Annotated in this window: 14 protein-coding genes; 4 read left to right on the forward strand and 10 right to left on the reverse strand. The window is 68.6% G+C overall.

Features of this window, described 5'->3' with window-relative positions; all coding sequences use genetic code 11:
• Positions 1–14: 14 nt before the first annotated feature.
• The 3 genes from FHD67_RS08825 to gltX form a co-directional block, all read right to left on the reverse strand.
• Positions 15–680 carry an SDR family NAD(P)-dependent oxidoreductase gene (locus FHD67_RS08825; RefSeq protein WP_139598483.1) on the reverse strand — a complete coding sequence of 222 codons (666 nt, stop codon included), beginning with the start codon at positions 678–680 and terminating at the stop codon, positions 15–17.
• A gap of 88 nt (positions 681–768) precedes the next feature.
• A complete protein-coding gene (locus tag FHD67_RS08830; protein ID WP_045981779.1) occupies positions 769–2,058 on the reverse strand; it encodes a citrate synthase in 1,290 nt (429 codons plus the stop codon).
• A gap of 79 nt (positions 2,059–2,137) precedes the next feature.
• Positions 2,138–3,526, reverse strand: a complete 1,389-nt coding sequence (gene gltX / locus FHD67_RS08835) for a glutamate--tRNA ligase (RefSeq protein WP_139598484.1) — start codon at positions 3,524–3,526, stop codon at positions 2,138–2,140.
• Positions 3,527–3,633: 107 nt separating this feature from the next.
• Between gltX and FHD67_RS08840 the strand changes: the two genes are divergently transcribed.
• The gene (locus tag FHD67_RS08840; protein WP_139598485.1) at positions 3,634–5,775 is read left to right on the forward strand and encodes a ComEC/Rec2 family competence protein; all 2,142 of its coding nucleotides are present in this window, start codon (positions 3,634–3,636) and stop codon (positions 5,773–5,775) included.
• Positions 5,776–5,883: 108 nt separating this feature from the next.
• On the opposite strand, the gene FHD67_RS08845 is transcribed toward FHD67_RS08840, so the two are convergent.
• Positions 5,884–6,108 carry a DUF2798 domain-containing protein gene (locus FHD67_RS08845; RefSeq protein WP_139598486.1) on the reverse strand — a complete coding sequence of 75 codons (225 nt, stop codon included), beginning with the start codon at positions 6,106–6,108 and terminating at the stop codon, positions 5,884–5,886.
• Positions 6,109–6,144: 36 nt separating this feature from the next.
• Complete coding sequence (locus tag FHD67_RS08850) at positions 6,145–7,506, reverse strand: aminotransferase (RefSeq protein ID WP_045981777.1); 1,362 nt, start codon at positions 7,504–7,506, stop codon at positions 6,145–6,147.
• Positions 7,507–7,629: 123 nt separating this feature from the next.
• Here FHD67_RS08850 and FHD67_RS08855 point away from each other — a divergent pair, with 123 nt between their 5' ends.
• Complete coding sequence (locus tag FHD67_RS08855) at positions 7,630–8,925, forward strand: alpha/beta hydrolase family protein (RefSeq protein ID WP_139598487.1); 1,296 nt, start codon at positions 7,630–7,632, stop codon at positions 8,923–8,925.
• Between the two features lie 4 nt (positions 8,926–8,929).
• On the opposite strand, the gene FHD67_RS08860 is transcribed toward FHD67_RS08855, so the two are convergent.
• Positions 8,930–9,250, reverse strand: coding sequence for a TfoX/Sxy family protein (locus FHD67_RS08860; RefSeq protein ID WP_046000048.1), 321 nt, complete (start codon positions 9,248–9,250; stop codon positions 8,930–8,932).
• A gap of 64 nt (positions 9,251–9,314) precedes the next feature.
• Between FHD67_RS08860 and miaB the strand changes: the two genes are divergently transcribed.
• Positions 9,315–10,628: a tRNA (N6-isopentenyl adenosine(37)-C2)-methylthiotransferase MiaB gene (miaB, locus tag FHD67_RS08865; RefSeq protein WP_139598488.1), complete on the forward strand. Its 1,314-nt coding sequence runs from the start codon at positions 9,315–9,317 to the stop codon at positions 10,626–10,628.
• A 387-nt stretch (positions 10,629–11,015) separates the two neighbouring features.
• Positions 11,016–11,855: a universal stress protein gene (locus FHD67_RS08870; protein ID WP_046000338.1), complete on the forward strand. Its 840-nt coding sequence runs from the start codon at positions 11,016–11,018 to the stop codon at positions 11,853–11,855.
• A 79-nt stretch (positions 11,856–11,934) separates the two neighbouring features.
• Here FHD67_RS08870 and queE read toward each other — a convergent pair whose 3' ends face one another.
• The 4 genes from queE to fnrL all read right to left on the reverse strand — a co-directional run bounded on the left by queE (position 11,935) and on the right by fnrL (position 14,558).
• The gene (gene queE, locus FHD67_RS08875; protein WP_046000046.1) at positions 11,935–12,642 is read right to left on the reverse strand and encodes a 7-carboxy-7-deazaguanine synthase QueE; all 708 of its coding nucleotides are present in this window, start codon (positions 12,640–12,642) and stop codon (positions 11,935–11,937) included.
• Positions 12,639–12,992, reverse strand: coding sequence for a 6-carboxytetrahydropterin synthase QueD (gene queD / locus FHD67_RS08880; protein WP_046000045.1), 354 nt, complete (start codon positions 12,990–12,992; stop codon positions 12,639–12,641). Before queD ends, queE begins: the two co-directional genes overlap by 4 nt.
• Positions 12,992–13,699 (reverse strand): 7-cyano-7-deazaguanine synthase QueC, encoded by a 708-nt coding sequence (gene queC / locus FHD67_RS08885; RefSeq protein ID WP_046000044.1) that lies wholly within the window; start codon positions 13,697–13,699, stop codon positions 12,992–12,994. The genes queD and queC overlap by 1 nt, the downstream gene beginning before the upstream one ends.
• A gap of 88 nt (positions 13,700–13,787) precedes the next feature.
• Positions 13,788–14,558 carry a transcriptional regulator FnrL gene (fnrL, locus tag FHD67_RS08890; protein WP_046000043.1) on the reverse strand — a complete coding sequence of 257 codons (771 nt, stop codon included), beginning with the start codon at positions 14,556–14,558 and terminating at the stop codon, positions 13,788–13,790.
• Positions 14,559–14,626 lie beyond the last annotated feature (68 nt).

The raw sequence follows: 14,626 nt of genomic DNA on the forward strand, positions 1-14,626 counted from the left end.
GCGGGACGCAAACCTCACAACAGCGACAGGATGCGCGCCGCCTCGTCCCTGCACGGTGCCAGCGCGCCGCGATCCTCGCCCGGATGGAACCGCGCACGGACCGCGGTCGGCATGGGCGCCGGCGTATCGATCAAGATCCGCGGGCCGGTCTGCACCGTCTCGGCCTGCCAGCTGCGCGCCAACGCGATCTGCGCGGCCTTGGACGCGCCATAGGCGCCAAAGAACTTCTGCCCGCCCCGCGCATCGTCAAAGAACAGCGCCGTTCCCCGGCGCTGGCGCAGCAGCGGCTCCAGCATGGCAATCAGGCCGCGGGTAACCTCGACATTGACCAGCATCGACTTGGACCAGTCGCGCCCTTCGATATGAGGTGCCGGCGACATCGGCGCCGCATGAACCGCGCAATGCGCCCACAGGTCCAGCCCGCCCCACCGGCCGGCGATGGCCTGGGTCATCTGCTTCATCGCCTCGGGTTCGGTCACGTCCATTGGCGCCAGTGTCGCCTGGCCACCGGCCGCACGGATGCGGTCGTCCAGCTCCTCCAGAGCGCCCACGGTCCGCGCGACCGCCAGCACGTGATAGCCCTGCGCCGCCAGCCCCTCTGCCAGCGCCGCCCCAAGCCCCCGAGAGGCCCCCGTCACCAGCGCCAGCCGGGTGGCGCCTGTCTGTTCGATCTCGCTCATGTCCGGTCCCTTGCCACCGCGCGTCCCCCCGCGCAACCACGAAAAAGGGGCCCCCGAAGGGACCCCCATGCCTGACCTGCCAGGACGCTCAGCGCGCCTTCAGGTCCACATAGTCGCGGCGGTCGCTGCCGACATACAGCTGGCGCGGACGGCCGATCTTGTTCTGCGGATCGCCGATCATCTCTTTCCACTGCGCGATCCAGCCCACCGTGCGCGACAGCGCGAAGATCGGCGTGAACATCGACGTGGGGAAGCCCATCGCCTCCAGGATGATGCCCGAATAGAAATCGACGTTGGGGTACAGCTTCTTCTCGATGAAGTACTCGTCCTCCAGCGCGATCTTCTCCAGCTCCTTGGCGACCTGCAGCGTCGGGTTGTCGCCCACGCCCAGCAGATCCAGGACCTCGTCGGCCGATTCCTTCATGACCGTCGCGCGCGGGTCGAAGTTCTTGTAGACCCGGTGGCCGAACCCCATCAGCTTGAACGGGTCGGACTTGTCCTTGGCCTTGGCGATGTATTCCGGGATCCGGTCGACGGTGCCGATCTCGCGCAGCATCTCCAGGCAGGCCTGGTTGGCGCCGCCATGGGCGGGCCCCCACAGGCAGGCGATGCCCGCCGCGATGCAGGCAAACGGGTTCGCCCCCGACGATCCCGCCAGGCGCACGGTCGAGGTGGACGCGTTCTGCTCGTGATCGGCATGCAGGGTGAAGATGCGGTCCATGGCGCGGGCCAGGGCCGGGTTCACCTCGTATTTCTCGGCCGGGACCGAGAAGCACATGTTCAGGAAGTTCGACGCGTAATCCAGGTCGTTCTGCGGATAGACGAAGGGCTGGCCGATCGAGTATTTATAGGCCATCGCCGCGATCGTGGGCAGCTTGGCGATCAGGCGGATCGCCGCGACCTCGCGCTGCCACTCATCGTTCACGTCGGTCGAATCGTGATAGAAGGCGGACATGGCGCCCACGACGCCGACCATGGTCGCCATCGGATGCGCGTCGCGACGGAAGCCGCGGAAGAAGTTGTGCATCTGCTCGTGCACCATCGTGTGGCGCGTGACGCGGGCGCGGAAGTCGTCCATCTGCGCCTCGGTCGGCAGTTCGCCGTACAGCAGCAGATAGCAGACCTCCAGATAGCAGGACTTGGCGGCCAGCTGCTCGATCGGATAGCCGCGATACCACAGCTCGCCCTTGTCGCCGTCGATGAAGGTGATCGTCGAATCGCAGCTGGCGGTCGAGGTGAAGCCGGGGTCATAGGTGAAGACGTCCGCCTGGCCATACAGCTTGCGGATGTCCAGAACGTCCGGGCCCTTGGTGGGCGACAGGATGGGCAGGTCATAGTCCTGCCCGTTCAGGTGCAGTTTAGCGGTCTTGTCGGCCATGCAAAGGCGTCCTTCCGGCTAAGGCCGGGCGGTCCGTCGCGTAAACCCGTCAGACAGCCCTGGCATGTGAGGGCAGGCTTCAGCCTGCCAAATCGGTCTGGTCCTGCAGCCGGGCCAGCGTTTCGTCGCGGCCAAGCGCAGTCATCATGTCGAACACACTGGGGGTGGCGCTCGTTCCGGCCAGGGCGGCGCGCAGCGGTGCCGCGATCTTGCCCAGTCCGACACCGTTTTCCGTGGCAACCTGCTGGGCCGCCTCCTCCAGATCGTCTCGGGTCCAGCTAGCATTCTGCACCGCAGCAGTCAATGATTTCAGCATACCACGGGATACCGTATCCAGGTTGCGCGCCGCCTTCTCCTCGACCGTGATGGGGCGTTCGATCATCGCGAACCGCGCCTGGTCCAGCAGTCCGGGCAGCGTTTTCGCCTTTTCCTTCAATGCGCCCATCGCCGCCAGGATGCGGCTGCGCTGCGTGTCGGTCAGCGCAGGCGCGCCGGTTTCCGACAGGTAATCCTGCAGCGCGGCCAGCACCTGATCGTCGCGCATCCGCCCGATATGGTGACCGCTGACATGTTCCAGCTTCTTGAAGTCCAGGCGCGCGGGCGCGCGTCCGATCCCCTCCAGCCCGAACCACTCGCGGGCCTGGGCATCGTCGAACAGCTCGTCGTCGCCATGGCTCCAGCCAAGCCGCGCCAGATAGTTGCGCATCGCCGCCGGCGGATAGCCAAGCACCGCGAATTCGTGCAGCCCCACCGCGCCGTGACGCTTGGACAGCTTCTTGCCGTCCTCTCCGTGGATCAGCGGGATATGGGCATAGGTCGGGCGCGGCCAGCCCATCGCGTCGATGATCTGGATCTGGCGCGCGGTGTTGGTCAGGTGGTCGTCGCCCCGGATCACGTGGGTCACGCCCATGTCGTGATCGTCCACCACCACGGCCAGCATGTAGGTGGGCGTCCCGTCGCTGCGCAGCAGCACCATGTCGTCCAGCTGGTCGTTGGCGACGCGCACCGCGCCCTGCACCTGATCGTCGATCACCGTCTCTCCGTCGCGCGGCGCCTTGAGGCGGATCGCATAGGGCGCGTCGGGCAGGTCGGTCGCATCGCGCCACGGGCTGAGGAAGGGCTGGCGCGGGTCCGCCTCGCGCCAGGCCGCGATCTCGTCGGTGGTGGAAAAGCACTTGTAGGCCGTGCCCTGGTCCAGCATCTGGCGGGCGACCTCGGCGTGGCGATCCTTGCGTTCGAACTGGCTGACGGGTTCGCCGTCCCAGTCCAGGCCCAGCCAGGTCAGGCCCTTCAGGATTGCCGCGGTGGCCTCGGGGGTCGAGCGGGCGCGGTCCGTATCCTCGATCCGCAACAGGAACTTGCCGCCCCGCCCCCGCGCGAACAGCCAGTTGAACAGCGCCGTCCGGGCGCCGCCCACATGCAGGTATCCGGTGGGAGAGGGGGCGAAACGGGTAACGATCTGGGTCATGGCGGCCTTCGGGCAGGGTCTGGCGCGGCACGGCGTTAACGCTTTGGTAAGCATCCCCGTGCCATCTTGCGGCCAAGTGATAGTCACCGGGTCGCGAAAGGACAAGGATGTTGCCCCAATCGGGTGCGGTCGCGCCTCCCCTGCCTCAGACCGCAACCCGCCCTGTGGCCGCCCCGCGCCCCGCCGCGGCGCTGCGCGCGGGACTGTTTCCCTGGGTGCCGGTCTGCCTGTCGGCCGGGATCGGGCTGTGGTTCCTGCATCCGACGCTGTTCGGCGCGGCCCATTGGACGGTGATGGCCTGCCTGCTGGCGCTGTTACTGACCATCGCACGCCACGCGCCCCTTTGGGCCGACCGAGGCCGGATCGGCTGGCCGCAGGCCGATGCCGTCCATCTGGCCGCACTGGCGCTGTCCTTCGTGATCGCCGGCACCGGCCTGGTCGCGTTCCGCGCCGCGCATGTCGCGGCCCCGGTCTTGGAATGGCGCTATTACGGCCCGGTCGAGGGGCGGGTGATCCAGATCGACCGGTCGGGGCGCGACCGGATGCGCCTGACGCTGGACGGGGTCGTGCTGCATGACCTGTCGCCCGACCGCACGCCCGCGCGGGTGCGCCTGTCGCTGATGGGCGACGACGCATTGCCGCCCCTGGGCCAGCGGGTGATGCTGACCGGGCATCTGGGCCCGCCCCCGGCGCCGTCGTCTCCGGGCAGCTTCGATTTCCGGATGTTCGCATGGTTCGACGGCCTGGGCGCCGTCGGCTATTCGCGCACGCCGATCATGGCCGTGGCGCCGCCGCAGGGGGGCGTATGGTGGGCACACCGGGCGCGCATGTCGATCAGCGCCGCGATCCAGGACCGCATCGGCGGACAGGCCGGCGCGGTGGCCTCGGCCCTGATGACCGGCGACCGCTCCGGCATCGCCGAGGAGACGAACGAGGTGATGCGTGCCTCGAACCTCTACCACATCATCTCGATCTCGGGGCTGCACATGGGGATGCTGGCGGCCTTCGTCTATGGCGCGGTGCGCATGGTCCTGGTGGGGGTGCAGGGCGTGGGGATCGGCCTGGCGCGACCGATGCACAAATGGGCGGCCGGCATCGCGCTGGCGGCGGCGGCGGCCTATCTGTGGCTGTCCGGCGGCGGGGTCGCGACCGAACGGTCGTTCATCATGGTCGCCGTCATGCTGGGCGCGATCATCGCCGACAGGCGGGCGATTTCCCTGCGCACGGTCGCCCTGGCCGCGACCATCGTGCTGATCTATTCGCCCGAGGCCGTCGTCAGCGCCGGCTTCCAGATGAGCTTTGCCGCCACCGTGGCCTTGATCCTGGTCTATGGCCCCTGGGCGCGGGTGTCCCCGCGCCTGCCATGGTGGCTGCGCCCGGTGGCGATGCTGATCGTGTCGTCGCTGATCGCCGCCGTGGCGACATCGCCCATCGCCGCGGCGCATTTCAACCGCATGGCGCAATACGGTCTGCTGGCGAACCTGCTGGCGGTGCCGGTCATGGGCACGCTGGTGATGCCCGCGGGCGTCATCGGCGCCCTCCTGGCCCTGGTCGGGCTGGAGGCGCCGGCCCTGTGGGTCATGGGCATCGGCACGGAATGGATGCTGTGGGTTGCGCGATTCGTGGCTGATCTGGGCGGGGCGGTGACCGGTGTGGCCAAGCCGCCCGCCGCCGTGGTGCCGCTGATGGGCTTTGGCGCGGTGCTGGGCATCCTCTGCTGGCGCCCCGCGGCGCGGCGTGGGGTGCTGACGCAGGCAGGCTTCGTGCTGGCGATGACGCTGCTGATCGCCGCCGCCGCGCTGTGGATGAATGCCCGCCGCCCGCTGCTGCTGATCGCGCCGGAGGGCGAGGCCGTGGGCCTGATGACCCCCGAGGGCCGCGCCATCTCGAAACCCTCGGGCGGCGCCTTCGTCGTCTCGACCTGGCTGCAGGAGGACGGCGACATGGCCGACCAGGAAACCGCCGCCGCCCGCCCGGCCTGGACCGGCGACCGCCGCGACCGGCAGGCGACCCTTTCCGGCGGCTGGCAGGTCTGGCACCTGACCGGAAAGGGGTCGGGGGCCCGCGCCGCCGCCGCCTGTCGTCCCGACCGCATCGTGGTCGCGACCGAACCCGTCGACGTCGACGGCAAGCCGCGCTGCCTGCTGCTGGACCCGAAACGACTCCGCAGCAGCGGCGCCGTCGCGATCCGCATGACCGCGGATGGACCGCAGGTCACCACGGGTCAACCGATACGGCTATCGCGATAGCACGGGCCCGCGGCCCGGGGCGCGATCGCGGCGCATGGTCGGCCAGACTGGTTCTTACGACCCGCAGGCGCCCCCCGCGCCATGCGCAACCGCCCGACAGGGTCGTCGTCAGGCCCGCGTCAGTCGCGCGACCAGATGCCGCGTCACTGGGGCCACCACCAGCACCGCCGGAAAGGCCACCGCCCAACTGGACAGCCAGTTCCCCATCCACAGCCCCGCGACCCCGTCGGACAGACCCACCGCCCGGACCGTGGCGATCCCCGACACCAGCGACGACATCAGCCCCGACAGGAAGAAGCCGAACAGGATCGGGGCATACCGTGCGGGTATCATCCGGCGATCTTTCCGAAACCCATCCCCGCCCCTCGCTCAGGCCAGCTCGGCAAAGACCTTGCCCAAGGCCTTGTCCAGCTTCTCGAACATCTCGTCCATCTGCGCGGGCGTCAGGATGAAGGGCGGGCACAGCACGATCGACTGCCCCAGGGGGCGACAGATCAGACCCATGTCGGTGCAGGTGTTGGCAATCCGCTCGCTGACCGACAGATGCCCCTCAAAGGGCGTCTTGGTCGCCTTGTCGCGCACCGCCTCCAGCGCCCACATGAAGCCCACGCCGCGATATTCGCCGATGTTCGGGTTCTGCGCCAGCTGCCGCAGCCCGTCCTCGAAGCGCGGGGCCAGGTCGATGACGTTCTGCGCCAGCCCCTCGTTCATCACCACGTCGATGGCCTTCAACGCGATCGCGCAGCCGACCGGATGGCCCGACGCGGTGAAGCCGTGCGGGAACTCCTCGATCTTGTCGATGGCGGCCTGCAGGCGGTCGGTCAGTTCCGGCCCCAGGATCACCGCGCCCATCGGGAACAGCCCCGCCGTCAGGTTCTTGGAGCTGATGATCGCGTCGGGGACGAAATCATAGGTCACAGACCCCCAGGTGTTGCCCGTCCGTCCGAACCCGGTGATCACCTCGTCCGCGATCATCGGGATGCCGTGCTTTTTCAGCACCGGCAGGATTGCCTGGAAATACCCCTCGGACGGCGGAATAACCCCACCCGCACCCTGCACGGGTTCCGCGAAAAAGCCCGCGATGGTGTCCGCGCCCTCGCGCTGGATCGTCTCGTCCAGCTCGCGCGCCAAGCGCTGCGTGAACGCCGCCTCGGTCTCCCCTTCCTCTCCGAAACGCCAGTAATGCGGGCAGGTCAGATGGATGAAGCCCGGCAGAGGCAGGCCGAACACCTCGTTATAGGGCTTGCCGGTCATGCTGGCCGACACGGCGGTCACACCGTGATAGGCGTTCCAGCGCGTCAGGATCTTGCGCTTTTGCGGATTGCCCTCGCTGGCATGCATGAACCACAGCATCTTGACCATGGTGTCGTTCGCCTCGGAGCCGGAGTTCGTGTAGAACACCTTGCCACGCGAAAACGGCGACACCTCGACCAGCTTTTCCGACAGCATCACGGTCTGGTCGGACATCCGCCCGAAGAACGCGTGATAGCCCGGAAAGCGGTCGTACTGATCCTTGGCGGCCTGGGCCAGGCCCTTGTGGTCAAAGCCTGCGACCATGTTCCACAGGCCCGAATTGGCATCCAGATAGCGATTGCCGTTCACGTCGACGACATAGGGGCCCTCGCCATGGGTCAGGACGACGGCGCCGCGCTTGTGGACGCTTGGCAGGTCGGTGAAGCCGTACAGCGAGTATTCGTCGGCGCGTGCTTCCCAGCTTTGCGGGGTGGTCATGGTCGGTCTCCTTGCCGGATCTTGGGGGCAGGCTAGCCGGGCGCCGGGCGGCGTTCAATGGGGGACGCTTGTGCAGATCGTGCAACCGGGGCACAGTTCGCCCGAACCGCCGGAGGAGCCCCCATGAGACACCTGATGCTGGCCGCTGCCGCCACCCTGGCCTGCGCCGCCCCCGCCCTGTCCGAAAACCGCATCGACCTGATCCGCCCCGACGCGCCGGAACTGGCCGCGCGCGGCCCGCATCCGGTCGGCGTGCGCGCCGCCAGCTTCACCGACCCGGACCGCATCGACGTGATCGCGACCACCGCCACGGGCACGCCCCCCACCGCGGAACGCACCCTGCAGGCAGAGATCTGGTATCCCGCCGCCGACGGCACCGAACCCGGCACCACCTATGACACGATGCTGCGCGACGGGGTCACGCCCACCACCCTGTCCGGCAGCGCCGCCCGCGACGCAGCGCCGGCCGAGGGGTCGTTCCCTCTGGTCATCCTGTCGCACGGCTATCCCGGCAACCGCTATCTGATGAGCCACCTGGCCGAGAACCTGGCCTCCAAGGGCTATGTCGTGGTCGCCGCAGACCATCCCGACAGCACGTACGACGACATGGGGGCGTTTGCCTCGACCCTGGTGAACCGGGCGGTGGACCAGCGGTTCCTGCTGGACAGCATGGCCGGGCTTGAGGACGAGATCGGCGCGATCACCGATGCCGACACGGCGGCCGTCGTGGGCTATTCCATGGGCGGATACGGCGCGATGATCTTTGGCGGCGCGGGCCTGTCGCAGACCGCCATCGACCGGACCGAGCCCGAACGCTTCATCCCGCCGCAGAAGCTGCTGTCCCGGCTGGCCGCGGGCAGCGAGGATCACGCCGCCCTGGTCGATCCGCGCGTCAAGGCCATCGTGGCCATCGCCCCCTGGGGCCGCCAGCACGAGTTCTGGGACGCGGACGGGCTGGCCGGCATGACCAAGCCGCTGCTGCTGGTCGCGGGCAGCGATGACGACGTGTCGATCTATGACGCGATCCGGCAGATCTTCGATCAGACGACCGCGGCGACACGGCACCTTCTGACCTTCGATCATGCCAACCACAACGCCGCCGCCCCGATCCCCGCCCCGGTCGAGGCCTGGGCCTTCTCGGAATCCCTGGGCCGCGCGCCCTTCGACCATTATGCCGATCCGGTCTGGGACAGCGTGCGGATGAACAACGTCCTGCAGCATTTCACCACGGCCTTCCTGGACCAGCACCTGAAGGGCGAGGATCGCGGCGCCTTCCTGGACCTGGTGCCCGATGCCGAGGACGGGGTCTGGTCGGTCGATGACGCGGGCACGCCCGATGCGACCCACAGCTATTGGCCGGGCTTTCCCGATCGCAGCGCCAAGGGGCTGATGTTCGAAACCAAGAACGCCGGTCAGTAGGCCGTCAGGGGCGGCGCAGGCCGATCTGGTCCAGCGCCGCCTCCAGCGCCGTCATCGGGCGGCGATCGCCCACCAGCGCGTCGAAGCGCGCGCGCAGGGCGGCCTTTTCGGCGCCCTTGCAGTCGTTCCACGGCCGCCCCTGCAGCGCCATGTGCAGCACGTAATATCCGATGAAATGCGGACGCTCTCCGGCGTCCATCAAGGCGCGATAGGCCGCGTCCGCCCCCATCGCCCGCAGCGCCGCCGCGTCCGGCACGCCGGCCGCGATCAGCGCCTGCGCGGTGGCGGGGCCGATGTTGCGGATGGTGGTCAGGTCGCTCTCCATCCCGTGCCTTTCCAAAAGCCTGCATTTCCTGTATCGCTGCGCGACCTTCAGGAACAGGCATGACATGACCGCCCATAACCCGGCCGCGAAGAAACTGTTCATCAAGACCTACGGGTGCCAGATGAACGTCTATGACAGCCAGCGCATGGCCGAGGCGATGGGCGCCGAGGGCTATGTCCTGACCGAGGATCAGTCGGACGCGGACATGGTCCTGCTGAACACCTGCCACATCCGCGAGAAGGCGGCCGAAAAGCTGTACAGCGACCTGGGCCGGCTGAAGCCGCTGAAGGCCGCGCGCCCCGACCTGAAGGTCGGTGTCGCGGGCTGCGTGGCCCAGGCCGAGGGGGCCGAGATCATCCGCCGGATGCCGCTGGTCGATCTGGTCGTCGGGCCGCAGACCTATCACCGCCTGCCCGCCATGGTGCGCGGCGAGGCGCCCGCCATCGACACCGATTTCCCCGAGGAAGACAAGTTCGACCACCTGCCCGCCCCCCGCGCGACCCGTCGCGCGCCGGCGGCCTTCCTGACCGTGCAGGAGGGCTGCGACAAGTTCTGCGCCTTTTGCGTGGTGCCCTATACCCGCGGCGCCGAGGTCAGCCGCCCCGCCGAACGCATCTTGTCCGAGGCCCGCGACTTGGTCGGACGCGGCGTGCGCGAGATCACCCTGCTGGGCCAGAACGTCAACGGCTGGCATGGGGGCCCGGGCGGTTTCGGCGCCCTGATCCGCGCCCTGGGCGAGATCGACGGACTGCTGCGGATCCGCTATACCACCAGCCATCCCAACGACATGGCCGATGACCTGATCGAGGCGCATCGCGATGTGCCCCAGCTGATGCCCTATCTGCACCTGCCCGTGCAGTCGGGCAGCGACCGCATCCTCAAGGCGATGAACCGCAAGCACACCGCGGACCAGTACCTGCGCCTGATCGACCGCATCCGCACGGCGCGTCCCGACATCCTGCTGACCAGCGACTTCATCGTCGGCTTTCCCGGAGAGACGGACCAGGATCACGCCGACACCCTGCGCCTGATCGAACAGGTGGGCTTCGGCATGGCGTACAGCTTCAAGTACTCGCCGCGTCCGGGCACCCCCGCCTATGACCGCCCCGAGGTCGACGCCACCGTGGCCGACGCCCGCTTGCAGGAGCTGCAGGCCCTGCTGACCCGTCAGCAGCATGCGGTCCAGGACGGCATGATCGGTCGCACCGTCAACGTGCTGTTCGAGAAGGCGGGCCGCGAGGCGGGCCAGATGATCGGCAAGTCCGACTATCTGCACTCCGTCTTCGTCGACACCGACCGCGCCCAGGTCGGTGACCTGCGCCCCGTGCGCATCATCGGCAGCCAGCGCAACTCGCTGCACGGTGAACTGGTCGCATAGCCCGGCGACGGGGCGGCCCGTTCGGGTCTGTGACCGGGTCATCCGCCGGGTCCGGACCGGCCTGCCGCCACATGCGACATGCGGAACGGCCCTGGACCAAGGTCATGAACCAGGCGGCAGGTCTGTGCCCATGCCGCCACCGTCGTCGGAACGGCAGGATCCGTGATGACGCGGCACTCCTGCATCGCTCCTTAATTGCTGCCAGCGCTGCGCCCCGCATTGCCCGCGACCAGGGCCAACGCGCGGCCGTGACAAGGGCCCTGATGGATCCCCGCGGCACGATTGACGGCGTCCCTCTGCTGCTCCGCATCGCGCGGGGTTTGATCAGGATCAAGGCGCCGCCCGCTCCGCACCGCTACGATGGCTTATCCGCAACAGGAGGCGATCATGGCCTACAAGACGATCCTGACAGTCCTCAGCCACCCGTCCCAAATGCCGCAGCTGGACGATGCCGCGGCGCTTGCCGCGGCGCATGACGCGCATCTGGACATCCTCTGCCTGGGCATCGACCACAGCCAGGCCGGGTACTTCTTTCCCGGCGGCACGTCCTATGGATGGCAGGAGGCGATCGACAGCGCGCTGACCGATGCCAATGCGCTGGACCGCAAGGTGCGCGACCGCATGGCCGCGTCCCACGACCTGCGCTGGTCCTGCGAGGCCGCGGTGACCCAGTCCCTGGGCATCGCATCGCTGGTCGGCCTGCGGGCGCGGTTCTCGGACTTGGCGATCCTGGCCAGCCCCTATGCCAAGGGCCAGCCCGGCGACGCCGAACTGATCACCGAGGCCGCGCTGTTCGAGGGGGCCTGCCCCGTCCTGGTCCTGCCGCAGGGCTGCGAGCCGGTTGCCGCGCCGCGCCGCATCCTGGTCGCCTGGAACCAGTCGGCCGAGGCTCTAGCCGCCATCCGCCGCGCCCTGCCCCTGCTGCGCGCCGCCGAGATGGTCGAGGTGACCTGCATCGATCCGCGCAGCAGCGGGCCGGAACGCTCCGATCCGGGGGGGGCGCTGACGCAGATGCTGACGCGGCACGGCGTCCACGCCCAGATCGCGGTGCTGGCCCGCACCGCCCCCCGCATCAGCGACGAGATCAACCGCCGCGCGATAGAGGTCGATGCCGACATGGTGGTGATGGGCGCCTATGGCCATTCCCGCCTGCGCGAGGCGATCCTGGGCGGTGCGACGCGCAACATGCTGGAACAGGCGCGCGTGCCGGTCTTCCTGGCGCGTTGAAGACGTACGCCGCCTTGCGGGGATGCGCGCAGGGGGGTGCGGGGGGACGGCCAGTCCCCCCGTCGTCGCGGGACGCAACTCAGACGCCGCGCCGGTTGCCCCACAACAGGACATGCAGCTGCGGCAGCAGACGGGGCCGGAACCAGCCGTCCGCCATCACCTTGTCGACCAGCCACAGCAGCCGGTCCGCGACATCCTGCGCCGCGACGGGCACGTCCGGGTCCACCTCCGGGTTCCCCGGCTGCAGGACCAAATCCAAGTCCGGATACCGCCCCGCCCAATCGCGCGCCCAGACATAATCGGCATCGTCGAAGACGACGATCTTCAGCACCGTCCGCGTGCCCTGCGCCGCCGCCAGACAGGCCTCGAAGGCCGCCGGGTCGGGCGTCTCGCCGCTGGAGGGCGGCTTGGGGCTCAGCACCAGCAGCGTCAGGTCCGCGAACCAGTCGCGCGCCACAGATCCCTGCGTCTCCAGCGCGAAGCCGTAGCCCTCGGCCCGGCCCGTCGCGATCAGCGGCCCAAAATCCTGGATCGCCGGATTGCCGCCGGAAATGGATACCGTCAGCGGCCGCCCGCCCGACAGCGCGCGCACCTGCGCCCAGACCTCGGCGGTCTGCATCGCCGCCCAGCTGTCGCGAAAGGCGCTGTCCACCGCATGCATCGAATCACACCACGAACAGCGGTAATCGCACCCCCCTGCCCGGACGAAGACCGTGGGCTGTCCGATCAGGGCGCCCTCTCCCTGGATGGTGGGGCCAAAGATTTCCGCGATGCGCAGGGGTTTCATGGCCGGTACTCGGCCCAGGTCTTGGGCGTCTCGCTGACCTTGACGGCGCTAGTCTCGGGCCAGCGTGCCCGGCACCAGTCAAAGAAATGCCGCGCCAGGTTCTCGGCGGTCGAGGGCACGTCCAGCACGTCGTTCAGGTGCCGGTGGTCGAACGTCCCGTCGACATAGGCCTTCAGCGCCGCCAGTTCGTGATAATCGCGCACGAAGCCGTCGGCATTCAGATCCGGCGCCGCCAATTCGACCACGACGATATAGTTGTGCCCGTGCAGCCGCGCGCATTGATGATCGGGCGCCAGATGGTCCAGGCGGTGCGACGCGCTGAAATGGAACTCCTTGCTGATGCGGAACATCACGCACCCCCCACGGCATGGGCGGCCACCGCCGCCTGCCAGAAATCGGCATCGTCGTATTCGGTCGGATCGGCCACGCGCGCCAAGTGGAACGCCTCGCGCCGCTCCACGCAGGTGCCGCAGCGTCCGCAATGGCGCGCCCCGCCCTTGTAGCAGGACCAGGTCTGCGCAAAGGGCGTGCCCGCGGCCGCGCCCGCCGTCACGATGTCGGCCTTGGTGCGGTGAACGAAGGGCACGTCCAGCACGACATCGGCATACCCCTCCAGCGCCGCGCGCTGCATGGCGGCGAAGGCGTCCGTGAAACCGGGCCGGCAATCGGGATAGATGAAGTGATCGCCCCCGTGGACCGCGGCCGCCACCGCCGAATCGCCATTGGCGGCAGCGATGCCAAAGGCCATGGTCAGCATGATCGCGTTGCGGTTGGGGACCACCGTCACGCGCATCGTCTCTTCGGCATAATGGCCGTCGGGCACGGCCAGATCGTCGGTCAGCGCCGATCCCGACAGCGCCGCGCCCAGTCCCGACAGGTCGACCAGGTGGAACGGCACGCCCAGCCGCAGGGCGCAGGCGCGGGCAAAATCCAGCTCCTTGCGATGCCGCTGGCCGTAATCAAAGCTGACGATGCGCGACAGGCGCCCCTGGGACGCAAGGACATGGGCAAGCGAGACGGAATCCAGCCCGCCCGAGCAGACAAGTGCAGTGTGCATGTTTGAACCCTTGTTTTTGTGACCCGGGTAGGCTGCGACCGGGAAGCTGCCGCTTAGCAGAGCGAGCACACGATGAAAAGCGCCGCCCTCAGGCGGTCGCCCCGTCGTCGCCCGTCCCGCCCGATTCGGCGATCAGGCGGGCGTAATCGGTCAGGGTGACGCCGCGCTTGCCCACGATCTCGATGATGCCGTCGCGGCGCAGGGCGGTCATCTGGCGGCTGACCGTCTCGATTGTCAGGCCCAGATAGGCGGCCATCGCCTCGCGCGTCAAAGGCAGCTCCAGCACGATGCGGCCCGCCGGGCGGCGCTTCTGCAAGGCCGCCTGCCGCCGCGCGATGATGGCGATGAACGAGGCGATCTTCTCGCGTGCCGTCTTGCGGCCCAGAAGCAGCATCCATTCGCGCGCCGCGTCCAGCTCGTCCAGGGTCATCTCCAGCAGGCGATGCGCCAGGTGCGGGATGCGCTGCATCAGCTGGTCGAACGGCCCACGCCGGATACAGCACAGCACCACCCCCGTCGCGGCGGTGGCGTTGTAGGCGGCCGTGTCGCGCCCCGGCCGGCCAAGGAAATCGCTGGGCAGCAGCAGGCCCACCATCTGGGCGCGCCCGTCCTCCAGCGTCCGGGTCAGCGTCGCCACCCCGCTGACGACCGAGGCCACGAAATCCATCCGGTCGCCCTCCCAGACGATCGGCTGGCCGGCCTCGAAGCTGCGATAGAACTTCATCCGTTCCAGCAGGGCCAGCTCGTCGCCCTCGCATTGCGCACAGACGGCGCGATAGCGGATGGGGCAGTCGCCGCAGCGCGCGCCGGCTTGCAGGGGGCTTGACGGTTGAACCTGGGTCGGAACGGGGGCGCGCATGGTGATCCCAAGGATAGGCCCATGGGGTGCGCGTCGCAACGACAGGCGAACCGAATCGTTCGCCTGTC

The organism is Paracoccus haeundaensis, assembly GCF_006239215.1.
Classification (GTDB): domain Bacteria; phylum Pseudomonadota; class Alphaproteobacteria; order Rhodobacterales; family Rhodobacteraceae; genus Paracoccus; species Paracoccus marcusii.

Coding starts and splice junctions, on each gene's coding strand:
- FHD67_RS08825 (WP_139598483.1), bottom strand. CDS start 680: ATGAGCGAGATCGAACAGACAGGCGCCACCCGGCTGGCGCTGGTGACG.
- FHD67_RS08830 (WP_045981779.1), bottom strand. CDS start 2,058: ATGGCCGACAAGACCGCTAAACTGCACCTGAACGGGCAGGACTATGAC.
- gltX (WP_139598484.1), bottom strand. CDS start 3,526: ATGACCCAGATCGTTACCCGTTTCGCCCCCTCTCCCACCGGATACCTG.
- FHD67_RS08840 (WP_139598485.1), top strand. CDS start 3,634: ATGTTGCCCCAATCGGGTGCGGTCGCGCCTCCCCTGCCTCAGACCGCA.
- FHD67_RS08845 (WP_139598486.1), bottom strand. CDS start 6,108: ATGATACCCGCACGGTATGCCCCGATCCTGTTCGGCTTCTTCCTGTCG.
- FHD67_RS08850 (WP_045981777.1), bottom strand. CDS start 7,506: ATGACCACCCCGCAAAGCTGGGAAGCACGCGCCGACGAATACTCGCTG.
- FHD67_RS08855 (WP_139598487.1), top strand. CDS start 7,630: ATGAGACACCTGATGCTGGCCGCTGCCGCCACCCTGGCCTGCGCCGCC.
- FHD67_RS08860 (WP_046000048.1), bottom strand. CDS start 9,250: ATGGAGAGCGACCTGACCACCATCCGCAACATCGGCCCCGCCACCGCG.
- miaB (WP_139598488.1), top strand. CDS start 9,315: ATGACCGCCCATAACCCGGCCGCGAAGAAACTGTTCATCAAGACCTAC.
- FHD67_RS08870 (WP_046000338.1), top strand. CDS start 11,016: ATGGCCTACAAGACGATCCTGACAGTCCTCAGCCACCCGTCCCAAATG.
- queE (WP_046000046.1), bottom strand. CDS start 12,642: ATGAAACCCCTGCGCATCGCGGAAATCTTTGGCCCCACCATCCAGGGA.
- queD (WP_046000045.1), bottom strand. CDS start 12,992: ATGTTCCGCATCAGCAAGGAGTTCCATTTCAGCGCGTCGCACCGCCTG.
- queC (WP_046000044.1), bottom strand. CDS start 13,699: ATGCACACTGCACTTGTCTGCTCGGGCGGGCTGGATTCCGTCTCGCTT.
- fnrL (WP_046000043.1), bottom strand. CDS start 14,558: ATGCGCGCCCCCGTTCCGACCCAGGTTCAACCGTCAAGCCCCCTGCAA.